Source organism: Roseovarius sp. D22-M7, from assembly GCF_037083785.1.
In the GTDB taxonomy this organism is placed as follows: domain Bacteria; phylum Pseudomonadota; class Alphaproteobacteria; order Rhodobacterales; family Rhodobacteraceae; genus Roseovarius.
On sequence record NZ_JBAPKY010000039.1, the window covers coordinates 18,810 to 35,950 of the forward strand.

Here is a 17,141-nt window from a genome sequence, read left to right on the forward strand (position 1 = left end):
AGCATAATGACTACTGACCCAAATGATTCCCGTTCAAAAGGTGGCAAGGCTCGAGCGGAACGAATGTCGCCGGAGCAGCGAAAGGAAATTGCTCAGAAAGCTGCTGCTGCGCGGTGGAGCAAAGACGTACCCGAAGCATTGTACGGTTCACCTGATAATCCTTTGAGTTTGGGTGGAACAGAAATACAGTGTTTTGTTCTAGAGGATGAGACCAGAGTTTTGTCGCAGGCAGGATTTCTGCAGGCCTTAGGGCGTCACAGAAAGGCTAATGTTAGGAACGAGGGAGGAGATGAAAGATTGCCTGCAATTTTGCAGGGTAAAGCAATTTTTCCATATATTTCAGAAGAATTACGGGAAAAGAGCCGTCCTGTTTCGTTTCGCGTGCAAACTGGGGGAGTTGCGCTTGGCTATAGAGCCGAAATTCTACCTGAGGTGTGTGAGGTTTACCTAACGGCAAGGGACGCTGGCGTGCTGCCTCACAATCAGAAGCACGTTGCAAAACAAGCGGAAATACTTATCCGCGCCTTGGCCCACGTAGGTATTATTGCCCTTGTTGATGAAGCTACAGGTTATCAGGATGTAAGAGCTAGAAATGCGCTTAATGAAATTCTAGAACAATTTATTGCAGAAGAACTTCGGAAGTGGACCAAGGTTTTTCCTGACGACTTCTATCGACAAATGTTTCGGTTACGTGACTGGGAATGGAAAGCAAAGTCTGTCAGACAGCGACCTGGTGTTGTCGGAAAATATACAAACGATCTAGTATATGAGCGGCTAGCACCCGGTGTTCTAGATGCGCTGAAGGCCAAGAATCCAAAGCTTTCAAAAGGAACTAGAAAGCATCGCCATCACCAATGGCTCACAGAAGATGTAGGCGACCCCAAGCTGCGAGAGCATTTAGCGTCTGTAATAACCCTAATGAAGGCTTCCTCCGATTGGGAACAATTCAAGCGTCTTGTTGACAGAGCACTTCCGAAGTTTGGCGCAACAATTGAGATGCCGTTGGATGATTAGGGACGCCCCCTTCTCTTCACGTTCCCGCCCCTCTGTCCCGGCTTGCCCGCCGTTGAGCGGCCCTTGCCCTTGGTGGCCTCGGCGGAGGCCTTTTCCACGGCCTGCTGGCGCGCGAGAGGATCGTCGGCAACGGCGAGATCCACGGCTTCCAGTCGCTTGACCTCGTCGCGCAGGCGGGCGGCTTCCTCGAATTCGAGGTTCTCGGCGGCTTTGCGCATGTCGGTGCGCAGGGCGTCGAGATGGGCCTGCATGTTGGCGCCGGCGAGCGGTTTGTCCACTTTCGCGGTCACGCGGTTCATGTCCACGTCGCCCTTGTAGAGCCCTTGCAGCACGTCATCGACGTTCTTGCGGATCGTTTCGGGGGTGATGCCGTGTTCCTCGTTATAGGCGATCTGCTTGGCGCGGCGGCGATCGGTCTCGCCGATCGCGCGCTCCATCGACCCTGTCACGCGGTCGGCATACATGATGACCCGGCCTTCGGAATTGCGCGCGGCGCGGCCGATGGTCTGGATCAGTGACGTCTCCGAGCGCAGGAAGCCTTCCTTGTCGGCATCGAGGATCGCCACCAGCCCGCATTCGGGGATGTCGAGCCCCTCGCGCAGCAGGTTGATGCCCACCAGCACGTCGAATGCGCCGAGGCGCAGGTCGCGCAGGATCTCGATCCGCTCGATCGTGTCGATCTCGGAATGCATGTAGCGTACGCGGATGCCCTGTTCGTGCAGGTATTCGGTCAGATCCTCGGCCATGCGCTTGGTCAGTGTCGTACACAGCGTGCGGTAGCCCGCCTGGCTGACGCGGCGCACCTCGTCGAGCAGGTCGTCGACCTGGGTGTCGACGGGCCGGATCTCGATATAGGGATCGATGAGGCCGGTGGGGCGGATCACCTGTTCGGTGAAGATGCCGCCGGTCTGCTCCATCTCCCACGCCGCCGGGGTGGCCGAGACGAAGACCGATTGCGGGCGCATGGCGTTCCATTCCTCGAACTTCAGGGGGCGGTTGTCCATGCAGGAGGGCAGGCGGAAGCCGTGTTCGGCCAGCGTCATCTTGCGCCGGAAGTCGCCCTTGTACATGCCGCCGATCTGCGGGACCGAGACGTGGCTTTCGTCGGCGAAGACGATGGCGTTGTCGGGGATGAATTCGAAAAGCGTAGGCGGCGGCTCGCCCGGAGCGCGGCCGGTGAGGTAGCGCGAGTAGTTCTCGATGCCGTTGCAGACGCCCGTCGCCTCGAGCATTTCCAGATCGAACTGGGTGCGCTGTTCCAGCCGCTGTGCCTCGAGCAGCTTGCCCTCGCCGACGAGCTGGTCGAGGCGGGTGCGCAGCTCTTTCTTGATCTGGATGACGGCCTGCTGCATCGTCGGCTTGGGCGTCACGTAATGCGAATTGGCGTAGACGCGGATCTTGTCGAAATTGCTGGTCTTCTCGCCGGTCAGGGGGTCGAATTCGGTGATCGCCTCGAGCTCGTCGCCGAAGAACGAAAGCCGCCACGCGCGATCCTCGAGGTGGGCGGGGAAGATTTCAAGGGAATCGCCGCGCACCCGGAAGCTGCCGCGCTGGAAGGCCTGATCGTTGCGCTTGTATTGCTGGGCGACGAGATCGGCCATGATCTTGCGCTGGTCGTACTCGCCGCCGACATGCAGGTCCTGGGTCATCGCGCCATAGGTCTCGACCGAGCCGATGCCGTAGATGCACGAGACGGAGGCCACGATGATCACGTCGTCGCGTTCCAGCAGGGCGCGGGTGGCCGAGTGGCGCATCCGGTCGATCTGCTCGTTGATCTGGGATTCCTTCTCGATGAAGGTGTCCGAGCGTGGCACATAGGCCTCGGGCTGGTAATAGTCGTAATAGCTGACGAAATATTCCACCGCGTTGTCCGGAAAGAAGCCCTTGAACTCGCCGTAAAGCTGGGCGGCCAGCGTCTTGTTGGGGGCGAGGATGATCGCCGGGCGCTGCGTTTCCTCTATGACCTTGCCCATGGTGAAGGTCTTGCCGGTGCCGGTGGCGCCCAGCAGGACCTGGTCGCGCTCGCCGTCGAGGACGCCGGTGCTGAGCTCTGCGATGGCGGTGGGCTGGTCGCCCGCCGGCTCGAACTCTGTCGCCATGACGAAGCGCTTGCCGCCTTCGAGCTTTTCGCGGTTGGCGACGTCGGGGGCGGGATGGGCGAGGACCGCGTCGGTCTTGTCGGAATGGGCGTAGGGCATGGGGCGTCTCCTTGGCGGGTAATGTGTCACCCCGACCGGGAGATGCAAGGGCGGGGCGCGGTGCGGCCGGATTTCGCGAGGCGGGCAGAAATGATAGGCTTGCCCGACGCAACGAGGAGGAGGAGAGACGCATGACCCAGACGCATCGGGGCGCGTGCTTTTGCGGGGCGGTCGCGGTCGAGGTGACCGGAGAGCCCGCGGGCATGGGATACTGCCATTGCGAGAGTTGCCGGCACTGGTCGGCGGGGCCGGTCAACGCGTTCACGCTGTGGCCGCCGGACGCCGTGCGCATCACGAAAGGCGAGGCGCATCTGGCGACATATGCCAAGACGCCGAACAGTCAGCGCAAATGGTGCACGCAATGCGGCGGTCACGTGATGACCGACCATCCGCCGCTGGACCTGGTCGATGTCTACGCGGCGCTTCTGCCGACGCTCGACTTCGCGCCGGGGCTGCATGTCAACTATGCCGAGGCGGTGCTGCGCATCCCCGACGGATTGCCCAAGATGAAGGACTTTCCGGCGGAGTTCGGCGGCTCTGGCGAGACACTGCCGGAATAGCCGCTCAGCCGCGGCGCGTGGACAGGCGCATCCGGTTGTCGCGGGCGGTGCCGGTCAGCGGGGTGATCGCCGCGATCATGATCTCGTCGAGGCGCTGCCCGGCCATCGCCGCGGTGCCGGCATCGGTGGCGGCGCCCATCAGGGCGGGGCCCTTTTCGCTGAACATGCGCTGCGTTTCGGACGACTCGACGGGCCAGAGCCCGACCAGCCCGGCCATGCGCATGGCGACGACCATCTGCACCTCGGTCAGAAGGTCGAGGCTGGGCAACACGATATTGCCGAGATCGAACGGGTGTGTCGGCTGCATGGAATGGTTCCTTCAATGGCTTTCTCATCACATAGCACGGATTATGCTGCAGTGCAGCATAATAATGGAAGCAGCCGAATTTTCACGCCGCGCAGGCGCGCTGGAACGTGGAAATGAGAGCGGGCCTAGACCGAATCAATACGAATCAAGTTTGACGTAGCGGCACGTTCCCAGGGCGCGTCGGCCCCGGTGAAAGAGGCGGGGCGCGCCGGTCACGCAATTTTCATGCCGTGGGCCGGGATTTTTTGAACGGTCCTGACCCTCCGGTTGCGCGCCCCGGACGCGATAAGCCGCGATCCTGCCTTGGTAAACGCCGAAGGGTCAAAGAAATTTACACGATTCACAAGGGCTGACACGGCGAGTTTCACATGATTTTAATAAGTTGCATCGGCCATGTTAATCTGATGGCAGTGCTGGCGTATAGTATGCAATGGAATGCAGATTCCGTCCGGCCCGTCCGGACGGTCAGGGATGGAGGAAACAGCAATGAACGACGCAAAACACCCCGACGCGGCCCATCCGGCCGGGTTCCATGTCGATCACGACACCTACCAGCGGATGTACGCGGACTCGATCCGCGATCCCGAGACGTTCTGGGGCACGCATGGCAAGCGGCTGGACTGGATCAAGCCCTATTCCAAGGTGAAGAACACCTCGTTCGAGTTCGGCAACGTCTCGATCAAGTGGTTCGAGGACGGCACGCTGAACGTCGCGGCGAACTGCATCGACCGGCATCTGGAAACGCGCGGCGACGAGACCGCGATCATCTGGGAGCCGGACGATCCCAAGGACGAGGCGTTGCATATCAGCTACCGCGACTTGCACGCGCAGACCTGCAAGATGGCCAATGTCCTGAAATCCATGGGCGTGGGCCGCGGCGACCGCGTGGTGATCTACCTGCCGATGATCCCCGAGGCCGCCTACGCGATGCTGGCCTGCGCGCGGATCGGCGCGATCCATTCGGTGGTCTTCGCCGGGTTCTCGCCCGACGCGCTGGGCGCGCGGGTGAACGGCTGCGACGCCAAGGTGGTGATCACCGCCGATGCCGCGCCGCGCGGCGGCCGCGCGACCAAGCTGAAGGACAATGTCAACCAGGCGCTGCTGCACGACACCTCGGACGTCAAGACGCTGGTGGTCAAGCGTACCGGCCAGCAGGTGGCGTGGCGGTCCGGTCTCGATCACTGGTGGCACGAGGAGGCCGAGAAGGTCGATGCCGACTGCCCCGCCGAGGAGATGAACGCCGAGGATCCGCTGTTCATTCTTTACACCTCGGGGTCCACCGGTCAGCCCAAGGGGGTCGTGCACACCTCGGGCGGGTACCTGGCGTATGCGGCGATGACGCATGAATACGTGTTCGACTATCACCCCGGCGACGTCTACTGGTGCACCGCCGATGTCGGCTGGGTCACCGGGCACAGCTACATCGTCTACGGCCCGCTCGCCAACGGCGCGACCACGCTGATGTTCGAGGGCGTGCCGACATGGCCCGATGCGGGCCGGTTCTGGCAGGTTTGCGAGAAGCACAAGGTGACGCAGTTCTACACCGCCCCCACCGCGATCCGCGCGCTGATGGGCAAGGGCACCGAGCCCGTCGAGGGCAGCGATCTGTCGAGCCTGCGCATCCTCGGCTCGGTCGGCGAGCCGATCAACCCCGAGGCGTGGAACTGGTACAACGAGAATGTCGGCAAGAGCCGCTGCCCGATCGTCGACACGTTCTGGCAGACCGAGACCGGCGGCATCCTGATCACCCCGCTGCCGGGGATCCGGCGCGAGCAGAAGCCGGGATCGGCCACCAAGCCGTTCTTCGGCGTGCAGCCCGCGGTGCTGGAGCCCGAATCCGGACAGGAGCAGACCGACACCGAGGCGTCCGGCGTGCTGTGCATCAAGGATAGCTGGCCGGGCCAGATGCGCACCGTCTGGGGCGATCACGCGCGGTTCGAGGCCACGTATTTCCAACAATACAAGGGCTACTACTTCACCGGTGACGGCTGCCGCCGTGACAAGGACGGCGATTACTGGATCACCGGGCGCGTCGATGACGTGATCAACGTCTCGGGCCACCGCATGGGCACCGCCGAGGTGGAATCGGCGCTGGTCGCGCATGCTTCGGTCAGCGAGGCGGCGGTCGTGGGCTATCCGCATGACGTCAAGGGGCAGGGCATCTACTGCTATGTCACCCTGATGGACGGGGTCGAGGCCACGGACGACCTGCGCAAGGAGTTGCAGAACTGGGTGCGCACCGAGATCGGGCCGATCGCCAAGCCGGACGTCATCCAGTGGGCGCCGGGCCTGCCCAAGACGCGGTCGGGCAAGATCATGCGCCGCATCCTGCGCAAGATCGCAGAGAACGAGCATGACAGCCTCGGCGATACCTCGACGCTGGCCGATCCGTCGGTGGTCGACGACCTGATCGCCAACCGCGCCAGCGCCTGAACGGAGGGGACCATGATGGATGCAAGCCGGGTCTCTCCCGTCAATCTCATCCTGCTCGGGCCTCCGGGTGCGGGCAAGGGTACGCAGGCGCGGATGCTCGAGGACCGTTTCGGGCTGGTGCAATTGTCGACGGGGGACCTGTTGCGCGCCGCCGTCGCCGCCGGCACCGAGGCCGGCCAGCGGGCGAAGGCCGTGATGGAGGCGGGCGATCTTGTCAGCGACGAGATCGTCATCGCCATCCTGCGCGACCGGCTGTCGCAGGCCGATTGCGCGGGGGGTGTCATCCTCGACGGATTTCCGCGCACCACGGTGCAGGCCGAGGCGCTGGATGCTCTGCTGTTTGACATGGATCAGGGTATCCGTGCCGCGATCAGCCTAGAGGTCGAGGATCAGGCGATGGTCGAGCGGATCTCGGGCCGTTTCACCTGTGCCGGATGCGGCGAAGGTTATCACGACATTCACAAGACCCCCGCCGTGGCCGGGGTCTGCGACAAGTGCGGCGGCACCGAGATGACGCGCCGCGCCGATGACAATGCCGAGACGGTGGCCAGCCGGCTGAGCGCCTATCACGCGCAGACGGCCCCGCTGATCGACTATTACGACGGCAGGGGCGTGCTCGCCCGTGTCGATGCCATGGCCGAGATCGACGTCGTGGCACAAGAGCTGAGCGCGGTGGTCAGGCAGGCGACCGCGTAAGGGAGAGCCCGCGCCCCGGGGACGGTCCCGGCCGGGCACGAGGATATCTTCGAACACACCTTTCGGAAAGGGAGGACATGACTTGTCTGTGACAGAGAAAGAAAAGGAAGCGGCGAGGGCATATTGGAAGACCAATGTGCGCATCATTCTCATCAGCCTGGTGATCTGGGCGCTCGTGTCGTTCGGCTTCGGCATCCTGTTGCGTCCCCTGCTTTCGGGGATCTCCGTGGGCGGCACCGATCTGGGCTTCTGGTTCGCCCAGCAAGGGTCGATCCTCGTCTTCCTGGCGCTGATCTTCTTCTACGCCTGGCGGATGAACAAGCTCGATGCCGAACACGGCGTCGGCGAAGAGTGACAGGGACAGGGACAGGAACCGGATAAATGGATCAGTTTACAATCAACCTGATATTCGTGGGCGCGTCGTTTGCCCTCTATATCGCGATCGCGGTCTGGGCACGCGCCGGATCGACCTCCGAATTCTACGCCGCCGGGCGCGGCGTGCATCCCGTCACCAACGGCATGGCGACCGCGGCCGACTGGATGTCGGCGGCCTCGTTCATCTCGATGGCGGGTCTCATCGCCTTCACCGGCTATGACAACTCGTCCTTCCTGATGGGCTGGACCGGCGGTTACGTGCTGCTGGCGCTGCTTCTGGCACCCTACCTGCGCAAGTTCGGCAAGTTCACGGTGTCGGAATTCATCGGCGACCGGTTCTACAGCCCCACCGCACGGCTGGTTGCGGTGATCTGCCTGATCGTGGCCTCGTTGACCTACGTGATCGGCCAGATGACCGGCGTCGGCGTCGCCTTCGGCCGGTTCCTCGAGGTCAGCAACACGCTCGGCCTGCTGATCGGTGCCGTGGTGGTCTTTGCCTACGCGGTCTTCGGCGGCATGAAGGGCGTGACCTACACGCAGGTGGCGCAGTATATCGTGCTGATCTCGGCCTACACGATCCCGGCCGTGTTCATCTCGCTGCAGCTGACCGGGAACCCGATCCCGGCGCTGGGTCTCTTCGGCGAGCATCAGGCCTCGGGCATGCCGTTGCTGGAAAAGCTCGACCAGATCGTGACCGAGCTGGGCTTCAGGGAATATACCGCGCATCACGGTGACACGCTCAACATGGTGCTGTTCACCCTGTCGCTGATGATCGGCACCGCCGGCCTGCCGCATGTCATCATGCGCTTCTTCACCGTGCCGCGGGTCGCCGATGCGCGCTGGTCGGCCGGCTGGGCGCTGGTCTTCATCGCGCTTCTCTACCTGACGGCCCCGGCCGTGGGGGCGATGGCGCGTCTGAACATCACCGACCTGATGTGGCCCGAAGGCACCGGCGGGCAGGCCGTCTCGACCCAGCAGATCGCCGACGACCCCGCCTATGACTGGATGGCCACCTGGCAGCAGACCGGCCTTCTGGGCTGGGAAGACAAGAACGACGATGGCCGCATCCAGTACTACAACGACGCGGATGCGGACATGCAGGAGCGTGCCGCGCAGGAAGGCTGGGAAGGCAACGAGCTGACCAACTTCAACCGTGACATCCTCGTGCTCGCCAACCCGGAGATCGCCAACCTGCCGGGCTGGGTGATCGGCCTGGTGGCCGCGGGCGGCATCGCTGCCGCACTTTCGACGGCGGCGGGTCTGTTGCTCGCCATTTCCTCGGCGGTCAGCCACGACCTGGTGAAGGGGCGCTTCAACCCCAACATCTCGGAAAAGGGCGAATTGCTTTCGGCGCGCATCGCGATGGCGGCGGCGATCGTGGTGGCCTCTTACCTGGGCCTCAACCCGCCGGGCTTTGCGGCGCAGACCGTGGCGCTGGCCTTCGGCATCGCGGCGGCATCGCTCTTTCCGGTGCTGATGATGGGCATCTTCACCAAGGTGAACAACAAGGGCGCCGTGGCCGGCATGCTGACCGGCCTGATCGTCACGCTGGTCTACATCTTCCTGCACAAGGGCTGGTTCTTCGTTCCCGATACCAACAGCTTCACGGATGCGGACCCGCTGCTTGGCACGATCAAGTCCACGTCCTTCGGGGCCGTGGGGGCGATCATCAACTTCATCGTGGCGTTCACGGTATCGAAGATGACGGCGCCGATCCCGCAGGAGATCGACGACCTGGTCGAAAGCGTGCGGGTGCCCAAGGGTGCGGCCGCCGCGGCGGCCGACCACTAGGCGACACAGCGGGGCAGGGGCGGCGCATGCCGCCCCTGCTGCCATTCGCCCGCCGCTATTGGCGGCATCGACCGGGCGCTTTCAGACGCTTTTCCCAACTTCCGGAATTTCCAGACCCGCAGGAGCCGGCACGAATGACCGNACCGGGCGCTTTCAGACGCTTTTCCCAACTTCCGGAATTTCCAGACCCGCAGGAGCCGGCACGAATGACCGACGCAGACCCCGCCCTGATCGAGATCCTGTGCCGTCACGCGCCGTTCGACGACCTGTCGGAGGAGTTGCGCGATCGCATCGCCCCCGACCTGCGGCGCCTCGAGATCGGCGCGGACGAGGTGCTGCTGTCCAAGGGCGATCCGCTGGACGGGCTTTACGTGATCGAGAGCGGCGGCTTCGACATGCAGGCCGGCGCGCAGGACCTCGTGGCGCATCGCGGCCCCGGCGAGATCATGGGCGAGCGCGGGCTGCTGCGCGACGGCACCGCGCAACTGAACGTGCAGGCGACCGAAGACTCGCGCCTGATCCTGATCCCCAAGGCGCATTTCGAGACGCTGCTGTCGCGCTGCGAGACCGTCGCGCGCTGGTTCCAGCGCGCCCGCCCCACCGATCCCAACGAGACCGGGCCCTATGCCACCGGCCTGACCGCGCTTCAGGTCTCGGACCTGATGTCGAACAAGCCGGTCACCTGCACGCCCGGGACCACGATATCGGATGTCGCGCGGCTGATGCGCAAGCATGGCATCTCGTCGGTCGTGGCGATGGAGGGCGACAGGCTGTCGGGGATCATCACCGTGCATGACCTGACCAACCGGGTGCTGGCCGAGGATCTCGACGGGACCGTCACTGTCGCCCAAGTGATGACCCCCGATCCGGTCACCATCGCGCCCGACCGGCTGGGCCTTGACGCGCTGATGACGCTGGCCGAGCTGGGCGTCAATCACCTGCCGGTGGCGCGCAATGGCCGCGTGGTGGGGATGATCGGCAAGACCGATCTCTTTCGCCAGCAGGCCGCCACCGCCAGCCACATGGTCGCCGATATCGCCGGCGCCCGGTCGGCTGCGGACATGGCGCATGTGATGGAACGGGTGCCGGGGCTGCTGGCGCAGCTGGTGCAGGCCGGGGTCAAGCCCGGATCCATCACCCGGCGGATCACCGACATCACCGACGCGATCACCCGCCGGCTGCTGACGCTGGCCGAGGAAAAGCTGGGCCCCCCGCCGGTGCCCTATCTCTGGGCCGCCTGCGGCAGCCAGGGCCGGCGCGAGCAGACCGGCGTCAGCGACCAGGACAACTGCCTGATCCTGGACGATGCGTTCCGCCCCGACGATCACGACGCCTATTTCGCCGAGCTGGCGAAATATGTCAGCGACGGGCTGGACATCTGCGGCTTCTATTACTGCCCCGGCGACATGATGGCGACCAATCCGCGCTGGCGCCAGCCGCGCGGCGTGTGGCGGAATTATTTCGCCCGCTGGATCCGGCAGCCCGACACCGAGGCGCAGATGCTCGCCTCGGTGATGTTCGACCTGCGCCCGATCGCCGGCGAGACCGCGCTGTTCGACAACCTGCAGGAGGAGGTCCTGGCGAAGGCCAAGAAGAACTCGATCTTCGTGGCGCACATGATCTCGAACTCGCTCAAGCATACGGTGCCGCTGGGCTTCTTCCGCGGGCTCACGCTGATCCGGTCGGGCGAGAACCGCAACACCATCGACCTGAAGGCGTCGGGCGTGGTGCCGGTGGTCGATCTGGGACGGATCTACGCGCTGCTGGGATCGCTGACCGACGCCGGCACCCGCCAGCGCATCGAGGGCGCGCGCGATGCCGGCGTGATCTCGACCAGCGGGGCGCATGATCTGCTGGACGCCTATGACCTGATCGCCGAGACCCGGCTGCGCCACCAGGCCGGGCAGGTGGCCCGCGGCGAGGCGCCGGACAATTTCATGAACCCCGAGGACATGTCGGATCTGGAACGCAATCATCTGCGCGACGCCTTCATGGTGGTCAAGACGATGCAATCGGCCATCGGGCAATCCAGAGGGGCGCGCGAGTAGACCATGTTCTTCGAGTTGATCGCGACAGTCGCCGCGGGGATGGCGGCCGCCGGGCTGGCGCTTATCCTCGGGCATCTCAGCGGCGGGCGTCTGCCGCGCTGGTTCATTCCGGTGGCCGCGGGGGCGGCGATGCTGGGCTATGCGATCTGGTCCGAATATTCCTGGGCCGGGCGCACGGTCGAGGGGTTGCCCGAGGGCGTCGAGGTGCTGACCACGGTCGAGGAGACACGTTTCTGGAAGCCCTGGACCTATGTCGTGCCGCAGACCACGCGGATCATGGCGCTGGACCGGGCGGGCGTGCAGACAAACCCAGATGCAAGCGGTATCCTGCTGGCGGATTTGTACCTGTTCGCGCGCTGGACGCCGCCCGCGAAACGCCCGCAGCTGGTGGATTGCGAGGCCGGCGCGCGCGCTGATGTCAGCCGCGCGGCCCTGGCGGACCCGGACGCGGCCACATGGAGGAGTGTGGGTGCCGATGATCCGCTGATGGAGGCGCTGTGCCAGTCGTGATTGCGCCGGACATGACCGGGAGAGGAGGCCCGCAATGTCGCAAAAGACCGTTCTGCTCGTCGAGGACGAGGACAATATCGCGCTCGCGCTCACCCATCTGATCGGGCGCGCGGGCTACAAGCTGCGCCGCGAGGCGAGCGGCAACGCAGCACTTGCCGCGCTGCGCGAGGAGACGCCCGATCTCGTGGTGCTCGACGTGATGCTGCCGGAACGTTCAGGGTATGAAATCTGCGAGATCATCCGCCGCGACCCGGACCTCGCCGCGATCAAGGTGCTGATGATCACCGCCGGCGGCGGCGACGTGGAACGCCGCAAGGGATTGGCCGTGGGCGCCGACGCCTTCATGACCAAGCCCTTCGCCTCGGCCGACCTGACCGCGCGGATCACCGAATTGCTGGAGGGGGGCGGCGATGATTGAGGCCCTGACCCGGCGCCTCGGCCTGCGGCTGCGCTTCGCGCTGTTCTTCGCGGCGCTCGGCCTGGGCGGGGCGGCGCTGATCGCCGTGGCGCTGTGGCTGGGCCATGCGCGGGCCGGCGGCGATCTGGACGGCTACGTGATCGGCGGGCTGCTGGCGGGGTTCGGCGTGCTGGGTCTGTCGGTCTGGATCGGGCTGCTCTTCGACGAGAACGTCGCGAAACCGATCCTCGCGCTGGCCTCGGACCTGACGACGCGGGCGCGGGCCGATGTCGATCTGGAAATCGACGAGGCGCAGGCGAAACACCTCGGCAGTCTTGCCCCTGCCGCCAACGCGATCAACGACGCGCTGTCAGAGGCCCGCGCCGCCCGCCAGCGCGCGATAGAGCGCGAGACCGCCCGCATCGCCCGCGAGAAGGCGCTGTTCGAGGCGCTGTTTCGCGATCTGGGCGAGGGGGCCGTCGTGGCCACGCCCGAGAACCGCGTGATGCTCTACAACCGCATGGCGCAGGATCTGCTGGGCGATATCGGCCTTGACCGCCCGCTTTCGGCCTTCCTGCGCCCGGAACCGATCATGGACGCGCTGTCGCGGGTGCAGAAAGCCCGGGTGCGCGGCGAGGTCACCGCCGAGACGTTTCTCGCGGCCTCGGCCGATGGCACGCGGTTCCTTCTGGGGCGTGTCAGCCCGATCCTGTCGGACGAGGAACTGTCGGGCCATGTGCTGATCTTCCAGGACGCGACCGAGGATCTCAGCGCGCATGCCCGGCACGATCACCTGTTCATGGCGCTGATGGAGGGGGTGCGCCGCCCCGCCGGCACCATCGGCGCGCTGCTGGAACTGATGCAATCCGACGAGGACCTGCCGGCCGAGACGCAGGCGCAGGTCCGCCGGGGGATCGAGGACGAGGTGGCGCGGCTCTTCGCCTGTCTCGACGACATGGGCGAGCGGCACGCGGCGATCAAGTCGCGCCGCTGGCCGATGTCGCCGGTGGCGGCGGGGCACATCTTCGACGGTATCCGCGCGGGGACCGACGCGGTGCTCGACACCCCGCGCAGCGAGGCGCTGCTCAGTTGCGACGGCTTTGCGATCACCACGCTTCTGGCGTCGATCGTGCGGCATCTCGCGCAGGACGGCACCCGCGAGGCGCTGACGTTGACCGCCGAAGAGGACGGGCCCGAGACCCGTCTGATCCTGTCATGGCGGGGCGAGCCGGTGATGGACGGGCAACTGACCGAGTGGCTGAAAGAGCCGCTTTCGTCCGCCTATGGCGAGTATTCGGGGCGCGACGCGCTCAGCGCGCACCAGACCGACCTGTGGTCGGAGCCCGATGATGGCGGTTACCGCATCGTGCTGCCGCTCGCCTCGGCCTCGCCCGGGCTGACGCCCTGCGACGCGCGCCCCGAATTCTACGATTTCAACCTGCCCAGCATCCCCGAGGGAGATCTGGCCGACACCCCGCTGTCAGAACTGACCTTCGTGGTGTTCGACACCGAGACCACGGGCCTCTCGCCGCGGGGCGGCGACGAGATCGTGCAGATCGCCGGGCTGCGGATCGTCAATGGCCGCATCCTGCGGGGCGAGACATTCGACACCCTCGTCAATCCCGGCCGGTCGATTCCCGCCGCCTCGACCCGGGTTCATCACATCTCCGACGAGATGGTCGCGGATGCTCCGGGCATCAGTGAGGCCGGCCGCAGGTTCCATGACTTCTGCGACGGCGCGGTGCTGGTGGCGCATAACGCGCCCTTCGATCTGGCTTTCCTGCGGCTGAAGGAGGACGTGATCGGGCGGCGCTTCGACAACCCGGTGCTGTGCACGGTGCTGATGTCGGCGGGGCTGTTCGACCATACCGGGCAGCACACGCTGGATGCGCTGTGCGACCGGTTCGGCGTGCATATCCCGCCGGAGGCGCGGCACACCGCGATGGGCGACGCGGTGGCCACCGCCGAGGTCTTCATCCGCATGCTGGGCCTTCTGGAGGCCAAGGGGGTGACCACGCTGGGCGGCGCCATCGCCGAGGAGGGGCGGATGACCAAGATCCGCAAGGCGCAGAACTACTGATCGGGGCCGCGCAGGCTTGACCGGACCGCCGGGCTGGACTACCAACGCGATGTCGCGGGCGTTGTGTAATGGTAAGACCTCAGCCTTCCAAGCTGATGATACGGGTTCGATTCCCGTCGCCCGCTCCATTCCCCCGCAGATGCGGCCCGACCGCCTCTTGACCCCGGCGCGTCCGCCCGCCAAGACAGGGCCCGAAACGACCGGGGGAAACCGATCCATGGCGCAGCAGGCCGCAAACGGGAACGACATTCGCGATCGCGAAAAGTCCAGACGCGTGGGCGCGCTCGGCGAGTTGTGGCCCTTCATGCGCCCCTACCGCAAGTTGATGGTCGCGGCGATCACGGCGCTGGTGCTGACCGCCGCGGTGGCGCTGGTCCTGCCGCTGGCGGTGCGGCGCGTGGTCGACAATTTCAACATCGAGGATGGCGCGCTGCTGGACCGTTATTTCGCCGGGGCGCTCTTCATCGCCGCGCTTCTGGCGCTGGGGACCGGGCTGCGCTACCTGCTGGTCACCCGTCTGGGTGAGCGCGTGGTGGCCGATATCCGCAAGGCCGTCTTCGACCGCGTGATCGGCATGAGCCCGGCCTTCTTCGAGCGGCTGATGACCGGCGAGGTGCTCAGCCGGATCACCACCGATACCACGCTGATCCTGTCGGTGATCGGCTCGTCGGTGTCGATCGCGCTGCGCAACCAGCTGCTGTTCATCGGCGGCATGATCCTGATGCTGGCGACCTCGCCCAAGCTGACCGGGCTGGTGCTGCTGGTGGTGCCGCTGGTAATCGTGCCGATCCTCGTGCTGGGGCGGCGGATGCGCAAGCTCAGCCGCGAGAACCAGGACTGGATCGCCAACAGTTCCGGCAATGCCTCGGAGGCGCTGCTGTCGGTGCAGACGGTGCAGGCCTTCACCCACGAGGGGGAAAGCCGCGCGCAATTCGCCGACGTGACCGAGGCCAGCTACGACGCCGCACGCCGCCGCGTGAACACCCGCGCCCTGATGACGATCATCGTGATCTTCCTGGTGTTCAGCGGCATCGTCGGCGTGCTGTGGGTGGGCGCGCGCGACGTGCGGATGGGCGACATGACGCCGGGCAGCCTCGTGCAGTTCGTGATCTACGCGGTGATGGTGGCCGGCGCGGTCGCCGCGCTGTCGGAGATCTGGGGCGAGTTGCAGCGCGCCGCGGGCGCTACCGAACGGCTGGTCGACCTGTTGCAGGCCGACGACCCGGTGACCGACCCCGGCAAGCCCCGCCCGGTGCCGCGCCCCGTCAAGGGCGAGATCGTGTTCGACGCGGTGCAGTTCGCCTATCCTGCGCGCCCCGGCATCCCGGCACTCGACGACGTGTCGCTCAGCATCCGGCCGGGCGAGACGGTGGCGCTGGTGGGCCCGTCGGGGGCGGGCAAGACCAGCGTCATTCAACTGATCCAGCGGTTCTACGACCCCGATGCGGGGCGGATCACGCTGGACGGTGTGCCGCTGTCGGAGATGGCGCGGCACGATTTCCGCCGCGAGCTGGCGCTGGTGCCGCAGGACCCGGTGATCTTCGGCGCCTCGGCGCGCGACAATATCCGCTTCGGGCGACTCGACGCCACCGCCGCGGAAATCGAGGCGGCCGCGCGCGCCGCCAACGCGCACCGGTTCATCACCGCGTTGCCCGAGGGCTACGCCACCTATGTCGGCGAGCGCGGCGTGATGCTGTCGGGCGGGCAGAAACAGCGCATCGCCATCGCCCGCGCGATCCTGCGCGATGCGCCGGTGCTGCTGCTGGACGAGGCGACCTCGGCGCTGGATGCCGAAAGCGAAAGCGCGGTGCAGGCCGCCGTCGAGGCGATGGCGCGCAGCCGCACCACGATCATCGTGGCGCACCGGCTGGCCACGGTGAAGAAGGCCGACCGCATCGTGGTGCTGGATGGCGGCCGCATCGTGGCGCAAGGAACCCATGACAGCCTGGTGGCCGAGAACGGGCTTTACGCCCGGCTGGCGCGGCTGCAATTCACCGATGGCGAGGCCGCCTGAGCGCGGCGACACGTCCCTTGCCCAAGCGCGGGGGATCTGGGATATTACACGCAGACTAGCCATGGAGAGAGTCATGCCCGCGCGCATCTACAAGCCGTCCCGACCCGCGACCCAGTCCGGCAATGCCGGGACGGATCACTGGGTGCTCGAATTCGTGTCCGAGACCCGGCGCGAGGTCGATCCGCTGATGGGCTGGACCTCGAACAACGACACGCAGGCGCAGGTGCGGCTGCAATTCCCCACGAAAGAGGCCGCGCTGGAATACGCCAGCGATCACCGCATCGACGCCGTGGTGCAGGAGCCCCACAAGCGCAAGCCGAATATCCGCAAGGGCGGCTACGCCGAAAACTTCTGGCCGAATCGTCGGCAGACCTGGACGCATTGAAGCACGGCACTCAGCGTCTCCGGGGTGCAAGGCCACTGGACCGCGGGATTAAGACACGGACCGATCTACAATGCACGGATCGAGCGGAAGGTGTTCTCAGCCCAAGTGTCTACAGAACCACGCGGCCCGACGAACTCTGGCAGACGGACGTCACCTGTCTCGAGGGCATGGGTCACGCCAGCGGCGTGCCTCCGGCACGACGGCCGGGTCCACCTGTCGACGATCCTGGACGATCGCGGCCGCTACATCATCGCCTGGAAGCTCTGCACGACGATGAAGGCCGAGGATGTGACCTCCACGCTGGACCTGGCCCTGGACGTGTCGGGCTGCGAC

General features: G+C 65.5%; 14 protein-coding genes, 1 tRNA gene and 1 pseudogene. 14 read left to right on the forward strand and 2 right to left on the reverse strand.

The features are described from left to right. Nucleotides 1-6: 6 nt before the first annotated feature. Entirely contained in the window at nt 7-1,014 is a 1,008-nt protein-coding gene (locus V8324_RS15490) for a P63C domain-containing protein (protein WP_336420833.1), read from the forward strand. Here the strand turns inward: V8324_RS15490 and uvrB are convergent. Beyond that, nucleotides 1,011-3,212 (reverse strand): excinuclease ABC subunit UvrB, encoded by a 2,202-nt coding sequence (gene uvrB, locus V8324_RS15495; RefSeq protein WP_336420834.1) that lies wholly within the window; start codon nt 3,210-3,212, stop codon nt 1,011-1,013. The two genes, V8324_RS15490 and uvrB, sit on opposite strands and share 4 nt — an antisense overlap. 131 nt (nt 3,213-3,343) lie before the next feature. Here uvrB and V8324_RS15500 point away from each other — a divergent pair, with 131 nt between their 5' ends. Beyond that, a complete protein-coding gene (locus tag V8324_RS15500; protein ID WP_336420835.1) occupies nt 3,344-3,772 on the forward strand; it encodes a GFA family protein in 429 nt (142 codons plus the stop codon). A gap of 4 nt (nt 3,773-3,776) precedes the next feature. Here V8324_RS15500 and V8324_RS15505 read toward each other — a convergent pair whose 3' ends face one another. Next, nucleotides 3,777-4,079: a hypothetical protein gene (locus V8324_RS15505; protein ID WP_336420836.1), complete on the reverse strand. Its 303-nt coding sequence runs from the start codon at nt 4,077-4,079 to the stop codon at nt 3,777-3,779. A gap of 486 nt (nt 4,080-4,565) precedes the next feature. On the opposite strand from V8324_RS15505, the gene acs reads away from it, so the two are divergent. The 12 genes and pseudogenes from acs to V8324_RS15565 form a co-directional block, all read left to right on the forward strand. Further along, nucleotides 4,566-6,512 carry an acetate--CoA ligase gene (gene acs, locus V8324_RS15510; RefSeq protein WP_336420837.1) on the forward strand — a complete coding sequence of 649 codons (1,947 nt, stop codon included), beginning with the start codon at nt 4,566-4,568 and terminating at the stop codon, nt 6,510-6,512. A gap of 15 nt (nt 6,513-6,527) precedes the next feature. Then, a complete protein-coding gene (locus V8324_RS15515) occupies nt 6,528-7,208 on the forward strand; it encodes an adenylate kinase (RefSeq protein WP_336420846.1) in 681 nt (226 codons plus the stop codon). An 88-nt stretch (nt 7,209-7,296) separates the two neighbouring features. Continuing rightward, nucleotides 7,297-7,563, forward strand: coding sequence for a DUF4212 domain-containing protein (locus V8324_RS15520; RefSeq protein WP_336420838.1), 267 nt, complete (start codon nt 7,297-7,299; stop codon nt 7,561-7,563). 26 nt (nt 7,564-7,589) lie between these two features. After that, nucleotides 7,590-9,374, forward strand: coding sequence for a sodium:solute symporter family protein (locus V8324_RS15525; RefSeq protein ID WP_336420839.1), 1,785 nt, complete (start codon nt 7,590-7,592; stop codon nt 9,372-9,374). Nucleotides 9,375-9,580: 206 nt separating this feature from the next. Beyond that, nucleotides 9,581-11,422 carry a DUF294 nucleotidyltransferase-like domain-containing protein gene (locus V8324_RS15530; protein WP_336420840.1) on the forward strand — a complete coding sequence of 614 codons (1,842 nt, stop codon included), beginning with the start codon at nt 9,581-9,583 and terminating at the stop codon, nt 11,420-11,422. 3 nt (nt 11,423-11,425) lie between these two features. After that, nucleotides 11,426-11,932 carry a hypothetical protein gene (locus V8324_RS15535; RefSeq protein ID WP_336420841.1) on the forward strand — a complete coding sequence of 169 codons (507 nt, stop codon included), beginning with the start codon at nt 11,426-11,428 and terminating at the stop codon, nt 11,930-11,932. A 34-nt stretch (nt 11,933-11,966) separates the two neighbouring features. Continuing rightward, nucleotides 11,967-12,350 (forward strand): response regulator transcription factor, encoded by a 384-nt coding sequence (locus V8324_RS15540; protein WP_336420842.1) that lies wholly within the window; start codon nt 11,967-11,969, stop codon nt 12,348-12,350. After that, complete coding sequence (locus V8324_RS15545; RefSeq protein ID WP_336420843.1) at nt 12,343-14,409, forward strand: 3'-5' exonuclease; 2,067 nt, start codon at nt 12,343-12,345, stop codon at nt 14,407-14,409. Before V8324_RS15540 ends, V8324_RS15545 begins: the two co-directional genes overlap by 8 nt. 54 nt (nt 14,410-14,463) lie before the next feature. Beyond that, nucleotides 14,464-14,537: transfer RNA gene (locus tag V8324_RS15550), tRNA-Gly, on the forward strand. 89 nt (nt 14,538-14,626) lie between these two features. Further along, nucleotides 14,627-16,423, forward strand: coding sequence for an ABC transporter transmembrane domain-containing protein (locus V8324_RS15555; RefSeq protein WP_336420844.1), 1,797 nt, complete (start codon nt 14,627-14,629; stop codon nt 16,421-16,423). A gap of 73 nt (nt 16,424-16,496) precedes the next feature. Continuing rightward, nucleotides 16,497-16,808 carry an ETC complex I subunit gene (locus V8324_RS15560; protein ID WP_336420845.1) on the forward strand — a complete coding sequence of 104 codons (312 nt, stop codon included), beginning with the start codon at nt 16,497-16,499 and terminating at the stop codon, nt 16,806-16,808. 113 nt (nt 16,809-16,921) lie between these two features. After that, nucleotides 16,922-17,141, forward strand: a pseudogene (locus V8324_RS15565) (DDE-type integrase/transposase/recombinase); the annotation flags it as partial.

Coding starts and splice junctions, on each gene's coding strand:
- V8324_RS15490 (WP_336420833.1), top strand. CDS start 7: ATGACTACTGACCCAAATGATTCCCGTTCAAAAGGTGGCAAGGCTCGA.
- uvrB (WP_336420834.1), bottom strand. CDS start 3,212: ATGCCCTACGCCCATTCCGACAAGACCGACGCGGTCCTCGCCCATCCC.
- V8324_RS15500 (WP_336420835.1), top strand. CDS start 3,344: ATGACCCAGACGCATCGGGGCGCGTGCTTTTGCGGGGCGGTCGCGGTC.
- V8324_RS15505 (WP_336420836.1), bottom strand. CDS start 4,079: ATGCAGCCGACACACCCGTTCGATCTCGGCAATATCGTGTTGCCCAGC.
- acs (WP_336420837.1), top strand. CDS start 4,566: ATGAACGACGCAAAACACCCCGACGCGGCCCATCCGGCCGGGTTCCAT.
- V8324_RS15515 (WP_336420846.1), top strand. CDS start 6,528: ATGGATGCAAGCCGGGTCTCTCCCGTCAATCTCATCCTGCTCGGGCCT.
- V8324_RS15525 (WP_336420839.1), top strand. CDS start 7,590: ATGGATCAGTTTACAATCAACCTGATATTCGTGGGCGCGTCGTTTGCC.
- V8324_RS15530 (WP_336420840.1), top strand. CDS start 9,581: ATGACCGACGCAGACCCCGCCCTGATCGAGATCCTGTGCCGTCACGCG.
- V8324_RS15535 (WP_336420841.1), top strand. CDS start 11,426: ATGTTCTTCGAGTTGATCGCGACAGTCGCCGCGGGGATGGCGGCCGCC.
- V8324_RS15540 (WP_336420842.1), top strand. CDS start 11,967: ATGTCGCAAAAGACCGTTCTGCTCGTCGAGGACGAGGACAATATCGCG.
- V8324_RS15545 (WP_336420843.1), top strand. CDS start 12,343: ATGATTGAGGCCCTGACCCGGCGCCTCGGCCTGCGGCTGCGCTTCGCG.
- V8324_RS15555 (WP_336420844.1), top strand. CDS start 14,627: ATGGCGCAGCAGGCCGCAAACGGGAACGACATTCGCGATCGCGAAAAG.
- V8324_RS15560 (WP_336420845.1), top strand. CDS start 16,497: ATGCCCGCGCGCATCTACAAGCCGTCCCGACCCGCGACCCAGTCCGGC.